The organism is Kitasatospora sp. Xyl93 (assembly GCF_055383135.1).
In genome coordinates, this window is the sequence record NZ_AP029185.1 from 2,336,361 (window position 1) to 2,351,403 (window position 15,043).

Genomic DNA, 15,043 nt, shown 5'->3' on the forward strand with positions numbered 1-15,043 from the left:
CAGCCGTGGGGCTCTCGCATTCAGATCAGCACAGCGCCAACCCCGCGTTGATCACCCCGCCGATGTCCACCTTCAGCCCGTTTCCTAGCACCAGGTCGTCAGCCCACACCGGGAACGGCTTCGGATACCTGGCCTGCGCAGTACCGTTCACGCCGTACTCGCGACCGCCCACCTCGAACGTCACCATCTGCCCCGGCCGGCACCGCAACGTCCCCGACTCCACGATGAACGGCCACGGGCTGATCCCCGACGTCCGCGTGACGAAGCGCTCGTGCGACCCCGCGACGGGCGCCCCCTGCACCGGCGCCAGCGTCGCCCGCCCCGTAGGCATCGACGACACCACCGACCGCACCGTCGGATACGACGACGGAGCATCGTCACCACTGCCGTCCGACCCCATGTACCAGAACAACGCGAAGAGCACGAGCACCGCGCACCCCAACCCCGCCTGGGCATTGTCCTTCCGCCGCTTCGCCTGCTCGCGGATCTCCCGCGGCGTCAACTCGTCGTCCACGCTTCCTCCCCACTGAGGCGGCTCAGCGTAGAGGCAGGTGATCACCGTGGCCAGACGCCGAGCACTCACCGTCTGCTCCACACCCGGCTGCCCCGAGCTCACCGACAGCGGCCGCTGCCCCGCACACCGAGCCGCCGCCGAACGCGCCCGCGGCACCCGCACCCAACGCGGCTACGGCACCGGCCACCAACGCCGGTTCCGGCCGGGCGTCCTCGCCCGCGATCCTGTCTGCGTCCTCTGCAAGCAGGCGCCCAGCCAGCACGCCGACCACTACCCGCTGTCCCGCCGCGACCTCGTCGCCGCCGGCCACGACCCCGACGACCCAATCCACGGCCGCGGCCTCTGCCACCCCTGCCACAGCCGCGAGACCGCAGCACACCAGCCCGGAGGATGGAACGCATGAGCGCCTACCTCGACCAACTCACCCGACAGCGCGACGAAGCACTGCAGCAACTTCGCGATACCGAGAGGGCCCGGGACGGCGCTTACCGCGAGCGCGCCCACCTCGTCGCCTGGCTCGCCGCCCTCTACCCCGCCGTCCTCGTCCCGGCCCCGGATGTCGAGGAGGACGGCTGGTGCATCGCCTACCTCAGGGTCGGCGACCACCAGCTCTCCTGGCACATCGCCCCCACCGACGCCGGCCTCTTCGACCACGTCGAACGGGTCAGCCTCGACGACGCCAGGGCCCAGTGGGATGGCCACACCACCGAGCAGAAGTACGAGACGATCCGCCTCCTACCCGCCACTACTGACAGTCACTGACCCCTGGGGGGTGACCCCCTCCCGCCAGGCCAGCGGGACCCGCGGGGGAGGTAGCTCGCGGCGTGTACGGGTCTGGGAGTTTCCAGTGGCCCCTTTCAGTAACCGAGCGTGACCTTGCGAGGAGGTGATCCGGCATGGCTGGTGTCGGCCCCACGCCGAGCCCGAACCGGCGACGGCGCAACGGAGACCCGGTCGAGGGCACGGTGCTTCCGGCGGGCGGATTCACCGGCCCGGCGCCGGACCTGCCCGGCGGCCACGACTACGACTCCCGCACGCTGTCCTGGTACGACACCTGGAAGCGCTCGCCGCAGGCCGCGACATTCCTCCCGACAGACTGGCAGCGCCTGCACATGCTGGCCCAGTTGGTCGAGGCCTTCTGGGAGGAGCCGAAGAAGGAGTTGCTCGCAGAAATTCGGCTGAACGAGGCGGCCCTGGGCGGCACCGCGGCGGACCGCATGCGGCTGCGCTGGTCGCTCGGCTCTGCCGAGGTTGGCAAGGGCTCGGCGCGGGCCGCCGAACGCGCGGCCGCCCGCCGCAGCACCGGGGACGTGCGCGACAGGCTCCGGGCGGTCGGTGACGAATGAGGCGGCCCGGCGTCCGGCGCTCCCTCGGGTACGCCGTCGCCGACTGGATCGAGTACTACCTTCTCCACGGTCCCGGCGACGTGCAGGGTCAGCCGATCGAGCTGGACGTCGAGATCCTGCACTTCCTGGCGTGCACGTACGCGATCGACGGCCAGGGCCGTCGTCGCTTCGACGAGGTGCTGCTGTCCCGCGCGAAGGGCCGCGCGAAGTCGGAGATCGCCGGTGCGATCGCGTGCGCCGAGGCTCTGGCGCCGGTGCGCTTCGACCACTGGGCCGAGCCGGGCGAGGTCTCCGACTGGGGCTACGAGTACGCGCCCGGCGAGCCGGTCGGACGGCCAGTCACCTACCCGTTCATCCGCTGCCTGGCCACCGAGGAGACCCAGGCCGGGAACACCTACGCCAACATCACCTACATGCTCGCGCACAGCGAGCGGATCGCCGAGGACTACCCCGGCATCGACATCGGCAAGGACTGGCAAAGCTCGACCCGGGTGTTCCTGCCGGACGGCGGGGAGATCCGGCCCTCGACCGCCAGCTCGGCCGCGAAGGACGGCGGCAAGGAGTCGTTCTCCGTCGCGGACGAGACGCACCTGTACGTGCTGCCCGAGCTGCGGGACATGTACGAGACGGTCGAGCGCAACACGATGAAGCGCAAGGCCGCCGAGCCGTGGTTCCTGCAGACCTCGACGATGTACGCGATCGGCGAGGACTCCATCGCCGAACGGACCCACCGCAACCACCGGGCGGGCAAGGCGCCGCGGCTGTACTTCGACCACAAGCAGGCGCCCGCCGCGTTGCTGGAGGACGAGGCGTACGACGACCCGGCCCAGCTCAAGGCCGGCCTGATCGCCGCGTACGGGCCGTTCGCCGCGCACATGGACCTGGACCGGATGGTGGTCCTGGCCCACAAGCCCACCCAGGACCGGGCCAAGTTCCGCCGCTACTTCCTCAACCTGCCCGTTTCCCTTTCGGAAACGTGGCTGTCCAGGCACCTGTGGGAGCGATGCGCGCTGCCGCAGGAGGTCGACCTGGGCGAGCTGATCACGGTCGGCTTCGATGGCAGCGACCACGACGACTGCACGGCGATCACCGCGTGCCGGGTGTCCGACGGCTACGTCTTCACCCCGACCTTCCCGGACGGGCGGCCGATGATCTGGACGAAGTGGGACGACGGCGACCCGGACGCCTGGCGGGTGCCGCGCGCCGAGGTTCGGGCCGGCATGACGCACGTCTTCGACACCTACCGGGTCGCGCGGGCGTACGGAGACCCGCCGGACTGGCGCGACGAGTGCGACGCCTGGTCCGAGGAGTTCGGCGAGGAGACCTTCCTCATCTTCGAGACCAGGGTCGCGACCCGCATGTGCCCGGCCCTGGACCGGTTCAAGACCTCGGTCCTGGCGGGCGAGCTCACCCACGACGGCCACCCGACGATGGCCGAGCACGTCGGCAACGCCAAGCCAGCCCGCCGCCCGGGCGGGCTGATCGCGATCACCAAGCCGGCCCCGGACCGGAAGATCGACAGCGCGGTGACCGCCGCGCTCGCGGTCGAGGCCCGCGCCGACCACCTACGCCACGAGGCCTCCCACGGCGGCGGATCGTCCTCGTTCACCGGCTACTGACCCAGGAGGTGCGCATGCCCGTTTCCGAGCAGGAGGCGCTTCGGATCACCCGGGTCTTGGAGGAGCAACTCCTTCAGCGGCAGGCCGACATCACCATCTCCAACGAGTTCTACCGCGGCAAGAGCGAGCGCCTCGCCTTCGCCTCAGACCGTTTCCGGGCCGCGTTCGGCGGCCTGTTCGCCGGTTTCAGCGACAACTGGTGCCAGGTGGTGTGCGACGCGCCGGCCGAGCGGATGACGCCGCTCGGCTTCCGCTTCGGCGCCGGCCCCGACGGCGAGCCGGCGGCCGCCGACCGCGAGGCCCAGCGGATCTGGCAGGCCAACGGCATGGACGCCTGGGCCCGCATCGCCCACACGGAGATGATGGTCAAGTCCCGTGCGATGGTGCTGGTCTGGGCGGAGAACCCGGACGACAACGAGACCGAGCCCGAGATCACCGTCGAGGACGCCACACAGTGCATCGTGGCGTACGAGCCGGGCAACCGGCGCCGGCGCAAGGCCGCGCTGAAGCTCTGGGACGGCGACGACGGGTACAGCTACGCGACGCTGTACCTGCCGGACCAGATCTGGAAGTGGCGCCGCTCGGCGGCCGCCTCCCGGCTCATCCTGCCGTCCAGCGCCACCGTCGCCACGTGGTCGCCGCGCGCCGTCGGCAAGCTGGACCAGGCCGTCATCGACAACCCGCTCGGCCGGGTGCCGATGCTGGAACTCGTCAACCGCCAGCGCCTGGTGGACCCGCCGTCGCCCGAGCACGAGCAGGTCATGCCGCTGCAGCGGGCGGTCAACAAGCTGGTCGTCGACATGCTGGTCGCCGCCGAGGCCGGCGCGTTCCCGGCCCGCTGGGGCACCGGCATCGACCTGCCGAAGGATCCGCGCACCGGGCAGGAGATCGACGACCCGGAGATGTGGCGCCTGTCGGTTTCCAAAATGCTCCGCGCGAGCTCGCCGGACGCGAAGTTCGGGAACTTCCAGGCCGCCGACCTGCGCAACTTCGTGACCGGCATCGAGATGCTGATCGAGCACGTCGGGGCGCTGTCCCGCACGCCGCCCAGCTACATGACCGGCAAGCTCGTCAACGTCAACGCCGAGACCCTTGCCGAGGGGGCGGCCGGCCTGGTCGCCAAGACCAAGGACAAGACGACCTTCACCGGCGAGACGTGGGAGGAGGCCATGCGGCTCGCCTTCCTGGTCAAGGGCGACACCCAACGCGGTAGCGACCCGCTGGCCGAGACGGTCTGGGGCAGCGTCGAGTACCGCACCGAGGCCCAGCACGTCGACGCCGTCCTGAAGAAGAAGGCGCTCGGGGTGCCGTGGCGCCAGCTGATGGAGGACCTCGGCTACACCCCGACCCAGATCGACCGCATGGAGGCGATGCTGGAGCAGGACGCCAACCGGGCCGCGCGGGCCCTGGCGTTCTCCGGGGTTGACGACCAGGGCGCGCTCACCGCCGCCGGGGCCGCCAGCCAGGACCAGCCGGTCCCGGCGTGACGGGCCCGGACCCGGTCGCCGAGCGCCGGGCGGCCCGCCAACGAGCGCTTGCCGCGCGGGCGGTGGCGTCCGCAGACGCCCTATGGGCCCGGGTCGACCCGCGGCGCATCCGGGACTCCTGGAACGCGCTGGCCGACCCGATGCTCGCCGCCCTGGCCACCGCCCAGCAGGCCAGCGCCGACGGCGCCCAGGCCTACGTCACCGGCGTGGTCACCGCGGCCGGAGCGACGCCGGACCCGGCCGGAACCCTCGACACCCGGGCGTTCGCGGGCCGGGCCGCCGACGGCCGCCCCCTGGCGTCGCTGCTCGAACGCCCGGCCGTCACGGCACTGACCCAGGTTGCCGCCGGCGCCCCGGCCGACGTGGCCCTGCGCGCGGGCCGCTCCCAGCTGCTGACGATCGTCACCTCCGAGGTCGCCGACGCTGGTCGGCAGGCCACCGGCGTCGCGATCGTCGGGGACCGCACCTGCACCGGCTACGTGCGCGTGATCAGCGGCGGCGCCTGCTCGCGGTGCGTCGTCCTGGCCGGCGCCGTCTACGGCAGCCGGACCGCGTTCCTGCGCCACCCGCACTGCCACTGCATCCACGAACCCACCGTGCGCGGCCGCAAGGCCGCCGCGCACCTGGAGCCGCGCCGCTACTTCGACGGCCTGAGCCGGGCCGAGCAGGACCGGCGGTTCGGCGAGGCCGGCGCCCGGGCGATCCGGGACGGCGCCGACCTCGGGCAGGTGGTCAACGCCCGCCGCAAGGGCGCGATGTACACCACCCGGGACGGCTTCAGGGCCACCCGCGAGGGCACCACCCGCCGCGGCACCTTCAACCAGCGCGAGCGGGCCCGCGCCGCCGCGGCAGGCCGCGCGCCGATCGCCCGCCCCGTACGGCTCATGCCGGAGGAGATCTACCGCCTGGCCGCGACCCGCGACGAGGCGATCGAACTCCTACGCCGGTACGCCTACCTGCGATGACCCCGGGCGGCGCGATGCCGCCCACGACACCACGGAGAGCGCGATGCTCGACACCACCCTGCCCACGCACGCCCTGACCGGCCTGCTCGCCGTCGGCTGGCGCAAGGCCCGCCCGGGCGAGGACGGCCCGCAGCCGATCTGGCCCATCCGCGGCGGCGACGGCACCGGCGACGACGACCAGGGCGATGACGGCCAGCAGGATGACGACACCAAGGACACCGACGACGACCAGGACGACGACCGCGACGGCGGCGACCAGGACGACGACAAGGACCTCGGTGACGCCGGCAAGAAGGCCCTGCGCGAACTGCGCAAGGAGAACCGGGCCCTGCGGGCCCAGATCCGCCAGGGCGCCCAGCAGCAGAGCGGCCGTACGCCGTCCAAGAAGGACGGCGACGGAGACGACGCGGAGGCCCTGCGCGAGCAGGCCCGCGAGGAGGCCCGCGCCGAGGTGTGGACCGAGCGCGTCGAGGCCGCCGCGATCGCGGCCGCCGCCGGCCGCCTCGCCAACCCCCAGCTCGCCGCCCGCCTCCTCGACCTCACCGACATCCCGAAGACCGACAAGGGCCGCCCCGACCGCGACGCGATCAACGAGCTGATCGACGAGCTCCTCGAGGACGAGCCCTACCTGGCCGCGCAGTCCGCGAAGGACACGGACCGGCGATTCCAGGGCGGCGCCGACGGCGGCGCCCGCAAGCCCCCCACCAAGCGCGCGGCCAGCCTCGGCGAGGCAGTCGCCGCCCGTCTGGCCGCCCAGAGCGGCCGATAGGAGACACCCATGCCCGTGACCCTCGCCCAGGCGAAGCTCAACGCGACCGACGACATCGACCGGACCGTCATCGACGAGTTCGCGAAGTCGTCCTTCCTGCTCGACAACATGACCTTCGACGACGTCGTCAACGTCGGCGGCTCCGGCGGCACTCTGACCTACGGCTACATGCGCCTGATCACCCAGGCCAACGCCGACTTCCGCGCGATCAACAGCGAGTACGTCCCCGGCGAGGTCACCAAGCAGCAGTACACGGTCGACCTGAAGCCCCTCGGCGGGTCCTTCCAGATCGACCGCGTCCTGAACGCCATCGCACGGGCCGCCGAAACGACACTGCAGATGCAGCAGAAGATCAAGGCCGCCCGCGCCAAGTTCGCCGACGCCGTCATCAACGGCGACACCGCGGTGGACGCCAACGGCTTCGACGGCCTGTCCAAGATCCTCACCGGCAGCTCCACCGAGTACCTGCCGCTCGGCAACGGCGTGGCCACCGGATACGTCGACTGGACCACGGTCAGCGACAAGGCCACCGCACTGGCCGCACTCCGGCACGTCGACACCTGGCTGTCCACCATGGACGAGGCGCCCGGCGCGATCCTCGGCAACAAGAAGACTTTGGCACTTTTTAAGACCCTGGCGATCTGGACCGACCAGTACGACAAGACCCAGGACGCCTTCGGCCGGCCCGTCGACCGCTACAACGGCATCCCCCTGGTCAACCCCGGCGCCAAGGCCGGCAGCAACAACGACGTCATCGGCCTGGTGACCCGCGACCCCGACGCCGGCGGCGCGGGCGGCAACATCACCAACCTCGGAGACCTCTACGCGATCAGGTTCGGCCTGGACGGCTTCCACGGCGTCTCCATGGCCGGCCAGCCGCTGGTGACCTCCTGGATGCCCGACTTCAGCACCGCCGGCGCCGTCAAGACGGGCGAAGTCGAACTCGGCCCGGTCGCCGTGGTCCTCAAGGCCACCAAGGCCGCCGCCGTCTTCCGCAACATCAAGTCCGCCTGACCGAGAGGAGACCAGCGTGGCCACCATCCGTACGCCCGTGCCCGGCTACACCGGGCCGGGCCCCGGCGGCGTCCACTTCATGGACGGCACCGCCGAGACCGACGACGAGGCCGTCATCGGCTACTGCCGCGGCGCCGGCTACGAGGTCGACGGCGAGGTCCTCAACCCCCTGCGGCCCGTCGCGTCCACCGTGGACGCCCGGGACGTCACGGTGCGGCGCGTCGGCGCCGCGCTGCGGGACGCCGCCGTCGACCCGCGCGACGGCGACCACCAGGCGCCCACCGGCGCCGGTGAGGGAGACCCCCACGGCCCGGCCGTGGTCGCCCCCGGCCTGATCGCCCCGTCCCCGACGGCCCCGAAGGAGGCCCCCTCTCCCACCGAGGAGGGCACCGGCGCGCTCCAGCGCCCGGTGCAGGCCGCGTCCGTCGCCGAGTGGCGGGCCTGGGCGCTCGCCCAGACCAACGAGGACGACGAGGCCGGGCGGGCCGAGATCGAGAAGGCGACCAAGGCGGAGCTGATCAAGGCGTACGGGGCCCAGGGAGGCTGACATGGTGCTGGGGCCGTTCGCCTCGGTGGCCGACCTGATGGCCCGGATGCCGCCCGACCGGGTGCTGAGCGTCGAGGAGCAGGCCCAGGCCGAGCGGCTCCTCGGCGACGCCGCCCACCTGATCCGCATGACCGCCGGCTACCAGCAGATCAGCCGCGTCGACAACGACACCGTCACCCTGCGCGGCTCCGGCGCCCCGCACCTGAAGCTCCCGCAGCGCCCGGTGCTCACGGTCACCGCGGTCGCCGGGCTCAGCGCGGGCCAATGGGAGTGGGACGGCGGCGACAAGATCACCCGCCTCGACGGCTGCGTGTGGCGGGGCGCCACCACCGTCACCTACTCCCACGGCCTCGACGAGGACGAGCCCGCCTACCAGGTCGCCCGGTCGGTGTCCTGCGACGCCGTCAAGCGGGTGCTGCTCAACCCCACGATGATCCGCTCGCACCAGGTGGACGACTTCTCCGAGACCCTCGCGGACGCCCGGGCCTCCCTGCTCGACGGCGAGGCCGAGACGATCCGGCAGGCCTTCGCCGGGCCGGGCTGGGGGGTGGCGGGATGACCACCGAAGCCGCCGCGTTGGTGGCCGGCCGGGCCATGGCCGAGGCCCGGATGCGGGAGACCGGCCGCCTCACCCGACCCGGCCCGGACGTCTACAACCCGGCCACCGGCGAGACGACCACGTCCTCGACCCTGCTCTACACGGGCAAGGCCCGGGTCAAGCCGGCCCAGGCGGTGCCCGAGGGCGTCCAGGCCGAACAGCGCGAAGTGGTGCTCTCCCGGTACGACATCGCGCTGCCCTTCGCCGCCGTCCCGGCGAGCCGGATCGTCCCCGGCGACACCTTCACCGTCGACACCAGCCCCGACCCCCGCATGCCCGGTCTCATCCTGCACGTGACCGGCGTCAACTACAGCGCCACGGCGACCGCCTGGCGGCTCAGCGCGGAGGTGCGGTCGTGAGCATCGACATCTCCGGGCTCGAGGCCCTGGTCGCCGACCTGGCCCGCGTGCCGGCCGAACTGGACCAGCGGACCCGGCAGGTGCTGTCCCGGGGCGCGCTGAACATCAAGCGCGACTGGGCGGCCAACGCCCGCTCGTCCAGCGGCCGGTACGCGCCGCACTACCCCCGCTCGATCTCCTACGACCCGCCGACGGTCGGGCCCGCCGGCGCCTTCGTGGTGATCGGCCCGGACAAGGGCGCCGCGCAAGGCGCGCTCGGCAACCTGCTGGAGTTCGGCAGCAGCAGGAACCCGCCGCACAACGACGGCGGCAGGGCACTGGCCGCCGAGGAACCGCGGCTCGTTGCCGCAGTCGAGCAGCTCGCCCGGGACCTACTGTGAGCACCCCGGTCCCCGAGGACCTGCCGCACGTCCTGGCCGCGAAGGCTGCGATCGAGGCCACCGGCGTCACGGTGTACCTAGGCGGCGCCCCCGCTGGGACCGCCCTGCCCAAGGCCTACGTGGTGCTGTACCCGTCGCCGGGCATCGAGACCGCGGTCTCGCTCGCCGACGACCGCACCGGCCTCGATCTGCCGCTGCAGGCCACGGCGGTCGCCACCACGCCGGAGGGCGCGGTCGGTACGGCCGGGCGCGTCCGCCGCGGCCTCGCCGCCGCCCTGGTGGTGGACGGCCGGGCGTGCTGGCGGCCCGAGCCCGTCGGCGGCCCGCCGCTGCAGCGCGACGACGACGTCACCCCGCCCTGCTGGTACCTGCCGGTGCAGTACCGGCTCCGATCCATCACCTCTTGAGGAGGCCCCCATGGCCACCCTGTCCACCCAGGCCGTCTCCATCGCCGGCCTCGGCCCGACCTACTCTGCCGCCGCCGGCGGAGGCGACAAGGTCGCCTGCTCCGAGCGGACGTTCGTTCACGTGAAGAACGGCGGCGGCAGCCCGATCACCGTCACGCTCACCGCCACCGGCAGCGTGCGCGGCCAGACCGTCACCTCGCCGACCGTCTCGGTCCCGGCGAGTGGCGAGCGCATGATCGGCCCCCTCACCGCCGACCTCTTCGCCGGCGCCACCGACGGCCTCGCCGCCATCGGCTACTCCAGCACGACCACCGTGACCATCGCCGCGCTCCGCATCTGACCCACCCCGCCAACCCCCGTTCAGGGGGCACCACATGCCCAGGAGGGCCCCATGGACCTGATCTCCGACGGCAAGACCCGGGCCACCTGGGCCGCGTCGATCGCCAACCCGAACGCCCCCACCGCCGCCGAGTGCAACGGCGGCATCGACCTCACCGTCCGCCTCACCCCGGACGGGCTCAAGGTCGACCCCACCACCGCCGACGTCGACACCAGCTCGCTGGCCTCGACGTTCGACACCGCCGAGGTCGGCCGAGTCAAGTACGACGCCGAGCTGACCGTGAAGAGGGGAACGACCCCCGCCGAGGACCTGCCGTACAGCACGCTGGTCTACGGCGTGCACGGCTACCTCGTCATCCGCCGCGGTCTCGACTTCGCCACCGCCTACGCGGCCGGCCAGCAGGTCGAGGTGTACCCGATGGTGTGCGGCGAGCGGCAGAACAAGGCACCGGCGGCCAATGAGGTCATGAAGTTCATGGTCCCGCTGAAGGTCACGACCGCCCCGTCCACGAACGCGCTGGTGGCCTGATGGACATCGAGGACGTCATCAAGGGCAGCAGCCTGCGCGAGACCACGGTGCCGCTGTGCCTGGCCGGACAGCTGCAGGGCGAGTACGAGGCCCTGGAACGGCAGCTCACCGACCCGGCCGCGCTGGTCGGCGACTCCCTCGCCGGAAGCCCGAGGACCGCCGTCGCCTCCCGCATGGAGGAACTGCGCGCCGAGATGGCCGAGCACCTGGTCGAGTTCAGGTTCCGGGCCCTGCCCCACGAGGCGTGGTCCGACCTGCTCGCCGCCCACCCCGGTGGTGAGGGGCGGGCGTTCGACCCGGCCACGTTCGGCCCGGCTGCGGTCGCGGCGTGCGCCGTCGAGCCGGCCATGACGGTCGAGCAGTACCAGCGGCTCGCCGAGAAGCTGTCCTTCGGCCAGCAGGAGGCGCTCCTCGATGCGGTGTGGGAGCTCAACACCCAGGTGGTCCGCGCGGTCCCTTTCTCTCTGCTCGCCTCCGCGACCGTAGCGGGCCTTGGCGGCGAGAAGTAGAGGCGGCCCGCGCCTGGGGCGTGCCCCGCAGCGTCTTCCTCGGCCGGGCACCCGCGCCCGGGGAGCCGCTGTGGACCGCCGCCGACCGGGCCTGGGCACTGGCCCTGCTCGCGGTCGAGGACGAGACGTGCCGCGGCTGCGGCCAGCCGATCGGCGAGGCCACCAGCCCCGACAGCGAGGGCCGGTGGGAGGCCGAGGTGATCCGCTGTCACGCCTGCACCACCGCCTCAACGACCACCGCCCGCTTCCAACAGGATGGCGGCGACACACAGGGCGTCCACGTCCACGTCCACCGCAGGGAGGAGCCCCGTGGCCGACCGTAGCGTCACCGTGCGCCTGGGCGTGGACAACTCGTCTGCCCGCCGGGCCACCACCCAGTCCGAGGCCGACTTCCGCCGACTTGCCCAGGCCGCGACCGTCTCGGCAGCCGAGCAGCAGAACGCCTTCCAGCGCGCCTCCACGGCCGAGCAGTCGTCCTTCGAGCGCACCGCCGCCGTCGCCCGCACCGCCGGCCGGGCCACGCAGGAGGCCATGGCCGCCACCACCGTGAGCGTGGGGCGCCTGGCGGCCGCCGCCGAGGAGGTCCCGGCCACCTTCGCCAGCGCGGCCGCGATCTCCTCGCGCGCCATGGGCGAGATGGCCGCTTCCGCGCAGGCCACCGCCACCACCGTCGCCTCGGCGGAGACCCGCATGTCGGAGGCGACCGCCGCCTCGGCGGCCGGCATCCGCGGGTCGCTGGCGATGCGGCTGGCCGCTGCCGAGGCCGTCGTGGCCCAGGAAGCCGCGATGGCCTCGGCCACCACCGCCTCGGCAGCGGCATCCTCGCAGCAGGCCGGCTCGTTCAGCCGTGCGGCAGCGTCGGGCGACCACGCCGAGAAGGTCTTCGGCGGCGTCCGCACGGCTGGGCTGCTGATGCTGGGCATGTTCGCCGCAGCCGTCATCGCCGCGGCCCGGTTCGAGAAGGCCATGAGCGGCGTCGCGGCGGTCGCGGACGCGACCGAGCAGCAGATGGGCAAGCTCCGCGAGGCGGCGCTCATCGCGGGCCGCGACACCGCGTTCAGCGCATCCCAGGCCGCCGAAGCCGAAGCCGAACTGGCGAAAGCTGGCGTGTCGGTGGACGACATCCTCTCCGGCGCGCTCAAGGGGTCGCTCGGCCTCGCGGCTGCCGGACAGCTGGACCTCGCCGAGGCCGCCACGATCTCCGCGCAGGCGATGAACACGTTCAAGCTCAAGGGCGCCGACGTCTCACACATCGCCGACGTGCTCGCGGCAGGCGCGAACAAGAGCGCCGCTGACGTGCACGGCCTGGGCGAATCCTTGCGCATGGGCGGGCTGTTGGCCCAGCAGACCGGCCTCTCCCTCGAGGACACCGTCGGCGTCCTCAGCGCGTTCGCCGACAGGGCGCTCATCGGCTCCGACGCGGGCACCTCACTCAAGACGATGTTGCAGCGTCTGGTGCCCCAGTCGGACGAGGCCAAGGGCATCATGGACCAGCTCGGCTTCTCCGCCTACGACGCCAGCGGGCAGTTCGTCGGCCTGACCAAGCTCGCCGGCAACCTGAGGTCGTCGTTCTCGAACCTCACCCCCGAGGCGCGCAACGCAGCCATGGCGACCATTTTCGGCTCGGACTCGGTGCGCGCGGCAACGATCCTGTACGAGCTCGGCGCCGACGGTGTCGACCGCTACCGCACCGCTGTGAACGACCAGGGCGCCGCCAGCCGCATGGCGGCGGTCCAGATGGACAACCTGGCGGGCGACATCGAGCAGTTGGGCGGCAGCCTCGAGGTCGCGCTGATCTCCGGCGGCACCGCGGCCACCGAGGTCCTGCGGGACCTGGTGCAGTGGGTCACGCAGATGATCAACGCGTGGTCCCAGCTACCCAGCTGGCTGCAGACCGGAACCATCGCCCTGTTCGGCATCGGCGGTGCGCTGGCGCTCGTCGCCGGCGGCCTGATGCTGATCCTCCCGAAGATTGCGGCGTTCCGGGCCTCACTGCTCAGCCTGGCGGAGACGATGCCGATCCTGGCCGGCGCCGCCGGCCGCTTCACCTCGTTCATGTTCGGGCCGTGGGGTGCGGCACTCGGCATCGCCACCACGGCCCTGGCACTCTTCGGGCTATCCACGGTCGACGCGAAGGCGGAGGTCCAGGGCCTGACCGAGGCCGTCAAGGCGGACTCGAACGCGGTCGGCGCCAACGTGCGCGCCTGGCTGGCCCACCGGCTGGAGACCGATGGCGTCCTCAAGTCCGCCAAGCTGTTGGGGATCTCGACTGCCGATCTGACGGAGGCGATTCTCGGCAGCGCCGACGCGGTCGCCCGGGTCAACTCCCAACTGGAGCCGTACCTGCGGCAGGTCGAGGGCGTCGAGGAGGCGTCCACCGACGCCGGCCACGGCGAAGCGAAGTGGGCGGAGTCGCTCCGCAACGTCAACTCCGCTCTGACCGGGCTGTCTCCGGAGATCAACGGCGCGGTGGAGGCGGCCAAGCGCGAAGCGGAGGCCGCCGGCGGCGCCGCAGGCGCCACCAAGGGCCTGGGCGCCGCGGCGCAGACGACCGCCGCCGACATTGCCGACACCCGCACCGCGGTCGAAAAGCTGACCGACTCGCTGGACACGCTGAACGGCAAGAACGTCTCGGCGACGAAGGCGAACATCGCGATGCAGTCGGCGCTGGCCGACCTGAAGGACAAGGTCGCGGAGAACGGCACCGAGCTCGACATCCACAGCCAGAAGGGGCGGGAGAACAAGTCCGCGATCCTGGATGCCGCGTCGGCCGCGCAAGCCCACGCGAAGGCCGTCATGGAGCAGACCAACTCCAGCGAGCAGGCGGTCGCCGTGTTCGGCCAGGACGTCGAGGCCCTCAAGCGGGTCATGGCCCAGGCCGGGTTCACGCAGCAGCAGATCGAGTCCCTGACCTCGGCCTACGCGGCGGTGCCCCCGACCGTGACGACCAAGGTCAGCGACCCGGGAGCCCTGCAGACCATCGCGGACCTGCAGGAGGTCAAGCGCAAGGTTGAGGACGTCCCGCCCGGGAAGAGCATCACCATCCGGGCGCCGTCGGCCGAGGCGATCCAGGACCTGCGGGCGATCGGGTACACGGTCGACGTGCTGCCCGGCGGCAAAGACGTCAAGGTCACGGTTCCGACGAACGATGCCGTCAACGGGACCGCGCGCATCCAGCAGGCGATCAACGGGATTCAGGGCCGCACCGTGACCGTCGGCGTGTCCTACGTCGGCGCGGCCAGCATGCACCAGTTCGGCGACAAGCCCGAAGAGCGAGCCAACGGCGGCATCACGCGGTACGCCGCCGGCGGGATTCGGGCGGCAGCGTCCGGCCTGTCAGCACGCGAGGCGATGATGTCGTCCCGGCCGATCCTGTGGGCCGAGGCTGGGCCGGAGGCCTACATTCCGCTGGACCCGGCCAGGCGCGTCCGGTCGATGTCCCTGCTGGCCGAGGTCGCCGGGATCTTCGGGCAGCAGCTCATCCCCGCGGCCCCGACGGCCAGCCAGCTGATCCCGGCCCGGCAGCTCGCCGCCCCGGTGGCGGCCGCGCGGGCGGGCGGCGGCGACCGCATCACCTACATCACCCTCCACGGCGCCAAGCAGACCGGCTACGAGCAACTCGCGGACCTGCAGCGGCACCAGGAGTTCGTCACCTGACAGG

Annotated in this window: 19 protein-coding genes; 18 read left to right on the top strand and 1 reads right to left on the bottom strand. The window is 72.3% G+C overall.

Features of this window, described 5'->3' with window-relative positions; genetic code table 11:
• Positions 1–25: 25 nt before the first annotated feature.
• Positions 26–514: a YebY family protein gene (locus ACZ5GH_RS10100; protein WP_464333981.1), complete on the bottom strand. Its 489-nt coding sequence runs from the start codon at positions 512–514 to the stop codon at positions 26–28.
• A 46-nt stretch (positions 515–560) separates the two neighbouring features.
• Between ACZ5GH_RS10100 and ACZ5GH_RS10105 the strand changes: the two genes are divergently transcribed.
• The 18 genes from ACZ5GH_RS10105 to ACZ5GH_RS10190 all read left to right on the top strand — a co-directional run bounded on the left by ACZ5GH_RS10105 (position 561) and on the right by ACZ5GH_RS10190 (position 15,039).
• Positions 561–917: a holin gene (locus ACZ5GH_RS10105; protein WP_464333982.1), complete on the top strand. Its 357-nt coding sequence runs from the start codon at positions 561–563 to the stop codon at positions 915–917.
• The gene (locus tag ACZ5GH_RS10110; RefSeq protein WP_464333983.1) at positions 914–1,276 is read left to right on the top strand and encodes a hypothetical protein; all 363 of its coding nucleotides are present in this window, start codon (positions 914–916) and stop codon (positions 1,274–1,276) included. The genes ACZ5GH_RS10105 and ACZ5GH_RS10110 overlap by 4 nt, the downstream gene beginning before the upstream one ends.
• Before the next feature lie 134 nt (positions 1,277–1,410).
• Complete coding sequence (locus tag ACZ5GH_RS10115) at positions 1,411–1,860, top strand: phage terminase small subunit (protein WP_464333984.1); 450 nt, start codon at positions 1,411–1,413, stop codon at positions 1,858–1,860.
• Positions 1,857–3,479: a terminase TerL endonuclease subunit gene (locus ACZ5GH_RS10120; protein ID WP_464333985.1), complete on the top strand. Its 1,623-nt coding sequence runs from the start codon at positions 1,857–1,859 to the stop codon at positions 3,477–3,479. Before ACZ5GH_RS10115 ends, ACZ5GH_RS10120 begins: the two co-directional genes overlap by 4 nt.
• A 14-nt stretch (positions 3,480–3,493) precedes the next feature.
• Complete coding sequence (locus ACZ5GH_RS10125; protein WP_464333986.1) at positions 3,494–4,966, top strand: phage portal protein; 1,473 nt, start codon at positions 3,494–3,496, stop codon at positions 4,964–4,966.
• Positions 4,963–5,931: a VG15 protein gene (locus ACZ5GH_RS10130; RefSeq protein WP_464333987.1), complete on the top strand. Its 969-nt coding sequence runs from the start codon at positions 4,963–4,965 to the stop codon at positions 5,929–5,931. Before ACZ5GH_RS10125 ends, ACZ5GH_RS10130 begins: the two co-directional genes overlap by 4 nt.
• 43 nt (positions 5,932–5,974) lie before the next feature.
• Positions 5,975–6,700 carry a hypothetical protein gene (locus ACZ5GH_RS10135; RefSeq protein WP_464333988.1) on the top strand — a complete coding sequence of 242 codons (726 nt, stop codon included), beginning with the start codon at positions 5,975–5,977 and terminating at the stop codon, positions 6,698–6,700.
• A gap of 9 nt (positions 6,701–6,709) precedes the next feature.
• Complete coding sequence (locus tag ACZ5GH_RS10140; RefSeq protein ID WP_464333989.1) at positions 6,710–7,714, top strand: major capsid protein; 1,005 nt, start codon at positions 6,710–6,712, stop codon at positions 7,712–7,714.
• Between the two features lie 16 nt (positions 7,715–7,730).
• On the top strand, positions 7,731–8,261 hold the full coding sequence (locus ACZ5GH_RS10145; protein ID WP_464333990.1) for a hypothetical protein: 531 nt from the start codon (positions 7,731–7,733) through the stop codon (positions 8,259–8,261).
• 1 nt (position 8,262) lies between these two features.
• Positions 8,263–8,820, top strand: a complete 558-nt coding sequence (locus ACZ5GH_RS10150; protein ID WP_464333991.1) for a hypothetical protein — start codon at positions 8,263–8,265, stop codon at positions 8,818–8,820.
• Entirely contained in the window at positions 8,817–9,218 is a 402-nt protein-coding gene (locus tag ACZ5GH_RS10155; RefSeq protein WP_464333992.1) for a DUF6093 family protein, read from the top strand. Before ACZ5GH_RS10150 ends, ACZ5GH_RS10155 begins: the two co-directional genes overlap by 4 nt.
• Positions 9,215–9,598: a hypothetical protein gene (locus ACZ5GH_RS10160; protein WP_464333993.1), complete on the top strand. Its 384-nt coding sequence runs from the start codon at positions 9,215–9,217 to the stop codon at positions 9,596–9,598. Before ACZ5GH_RS10155 ends, ACZ5GH_RS10160 begins: the two co-directional genes overlap by 4 nt.
• Complete coding sequence (locus ACZ5GH_RS10165; protein ID WP_464333994.1) at positions 9,595–10,005, top strand: hypothetical protein; 411 nt, start codon at positions 9,595–9,597, stop codon at positions 10,003–10,005. Before ACZ5GH_RS10160 ends, ACZ5GH_RS10165 begins: the two co-directional genes overlap by 4 nt.
• Positions 10,006–10,015: 10 nt before the next feature.
• On the top strand, positions 10,016–10,345 hold the full coding sequence (locus ACZ5GH_RS10170) for a hypothetical protein (protein ID WP_464333995.1): 330 nt from the start codon (positions 10,016–10,018) through the stop codon (positions 10,343–10,345).
• 51 nt (positions 10,346–10,396) lie between these two features.
• Positions 10,397–10,873 carry a phage tail tube protein gene (locus ACZ5GH_RS10175; protein ID WP_464333996.1) on the top strand — a complete coding sequence of 159 codons (477 nt, stop codon included), beginning with the start codon at positions 10,397–10,399 and terminating at the stop codon, positions 10,871–10,873.
• Complete coding sequence (locus ACZ5GH_RS10180) at positions 10,873–11,382, top strand: hypothetical protein (protein WP_464333997.1); 510 nt, start codon at positions 10,873–10,875, stop codon at positions 11,380–11,382. The genes ACZ5GH_RS10175 and ACZ5GH_RS10180 overlap by 1 nt, the downstream gene beginning before the upstream one ends.
• Before the next feature lie 20 nt (positions 11,383–11,402).
• Positions 11,403–11,705, top strand: a complete 303-nt coding sequence (locus ACZ5GH_RS10185) for a hypothetical protein (protein WP_464333998.1) — start codon at positions 11,403–11,405, stop codon at positions 11,703–11,705.
• A complete protein-coding gene (locus tag ACZ5GH_RS10190; protein WP_464333999.1) occupies positions 11,692–15,039 on the top strand; it encodes a phage tail tape measure protein in 3,348 nt (1,115 codons plus the stop codon). Before ACZ5GH_RS10185 ends, ACZ5GH_RS10190 begins: the two co-directional genes overlap by 14 nt.
• The last annotated feature ends 4 nt before the right edge of the window (positions 15,040–15,043 follow it).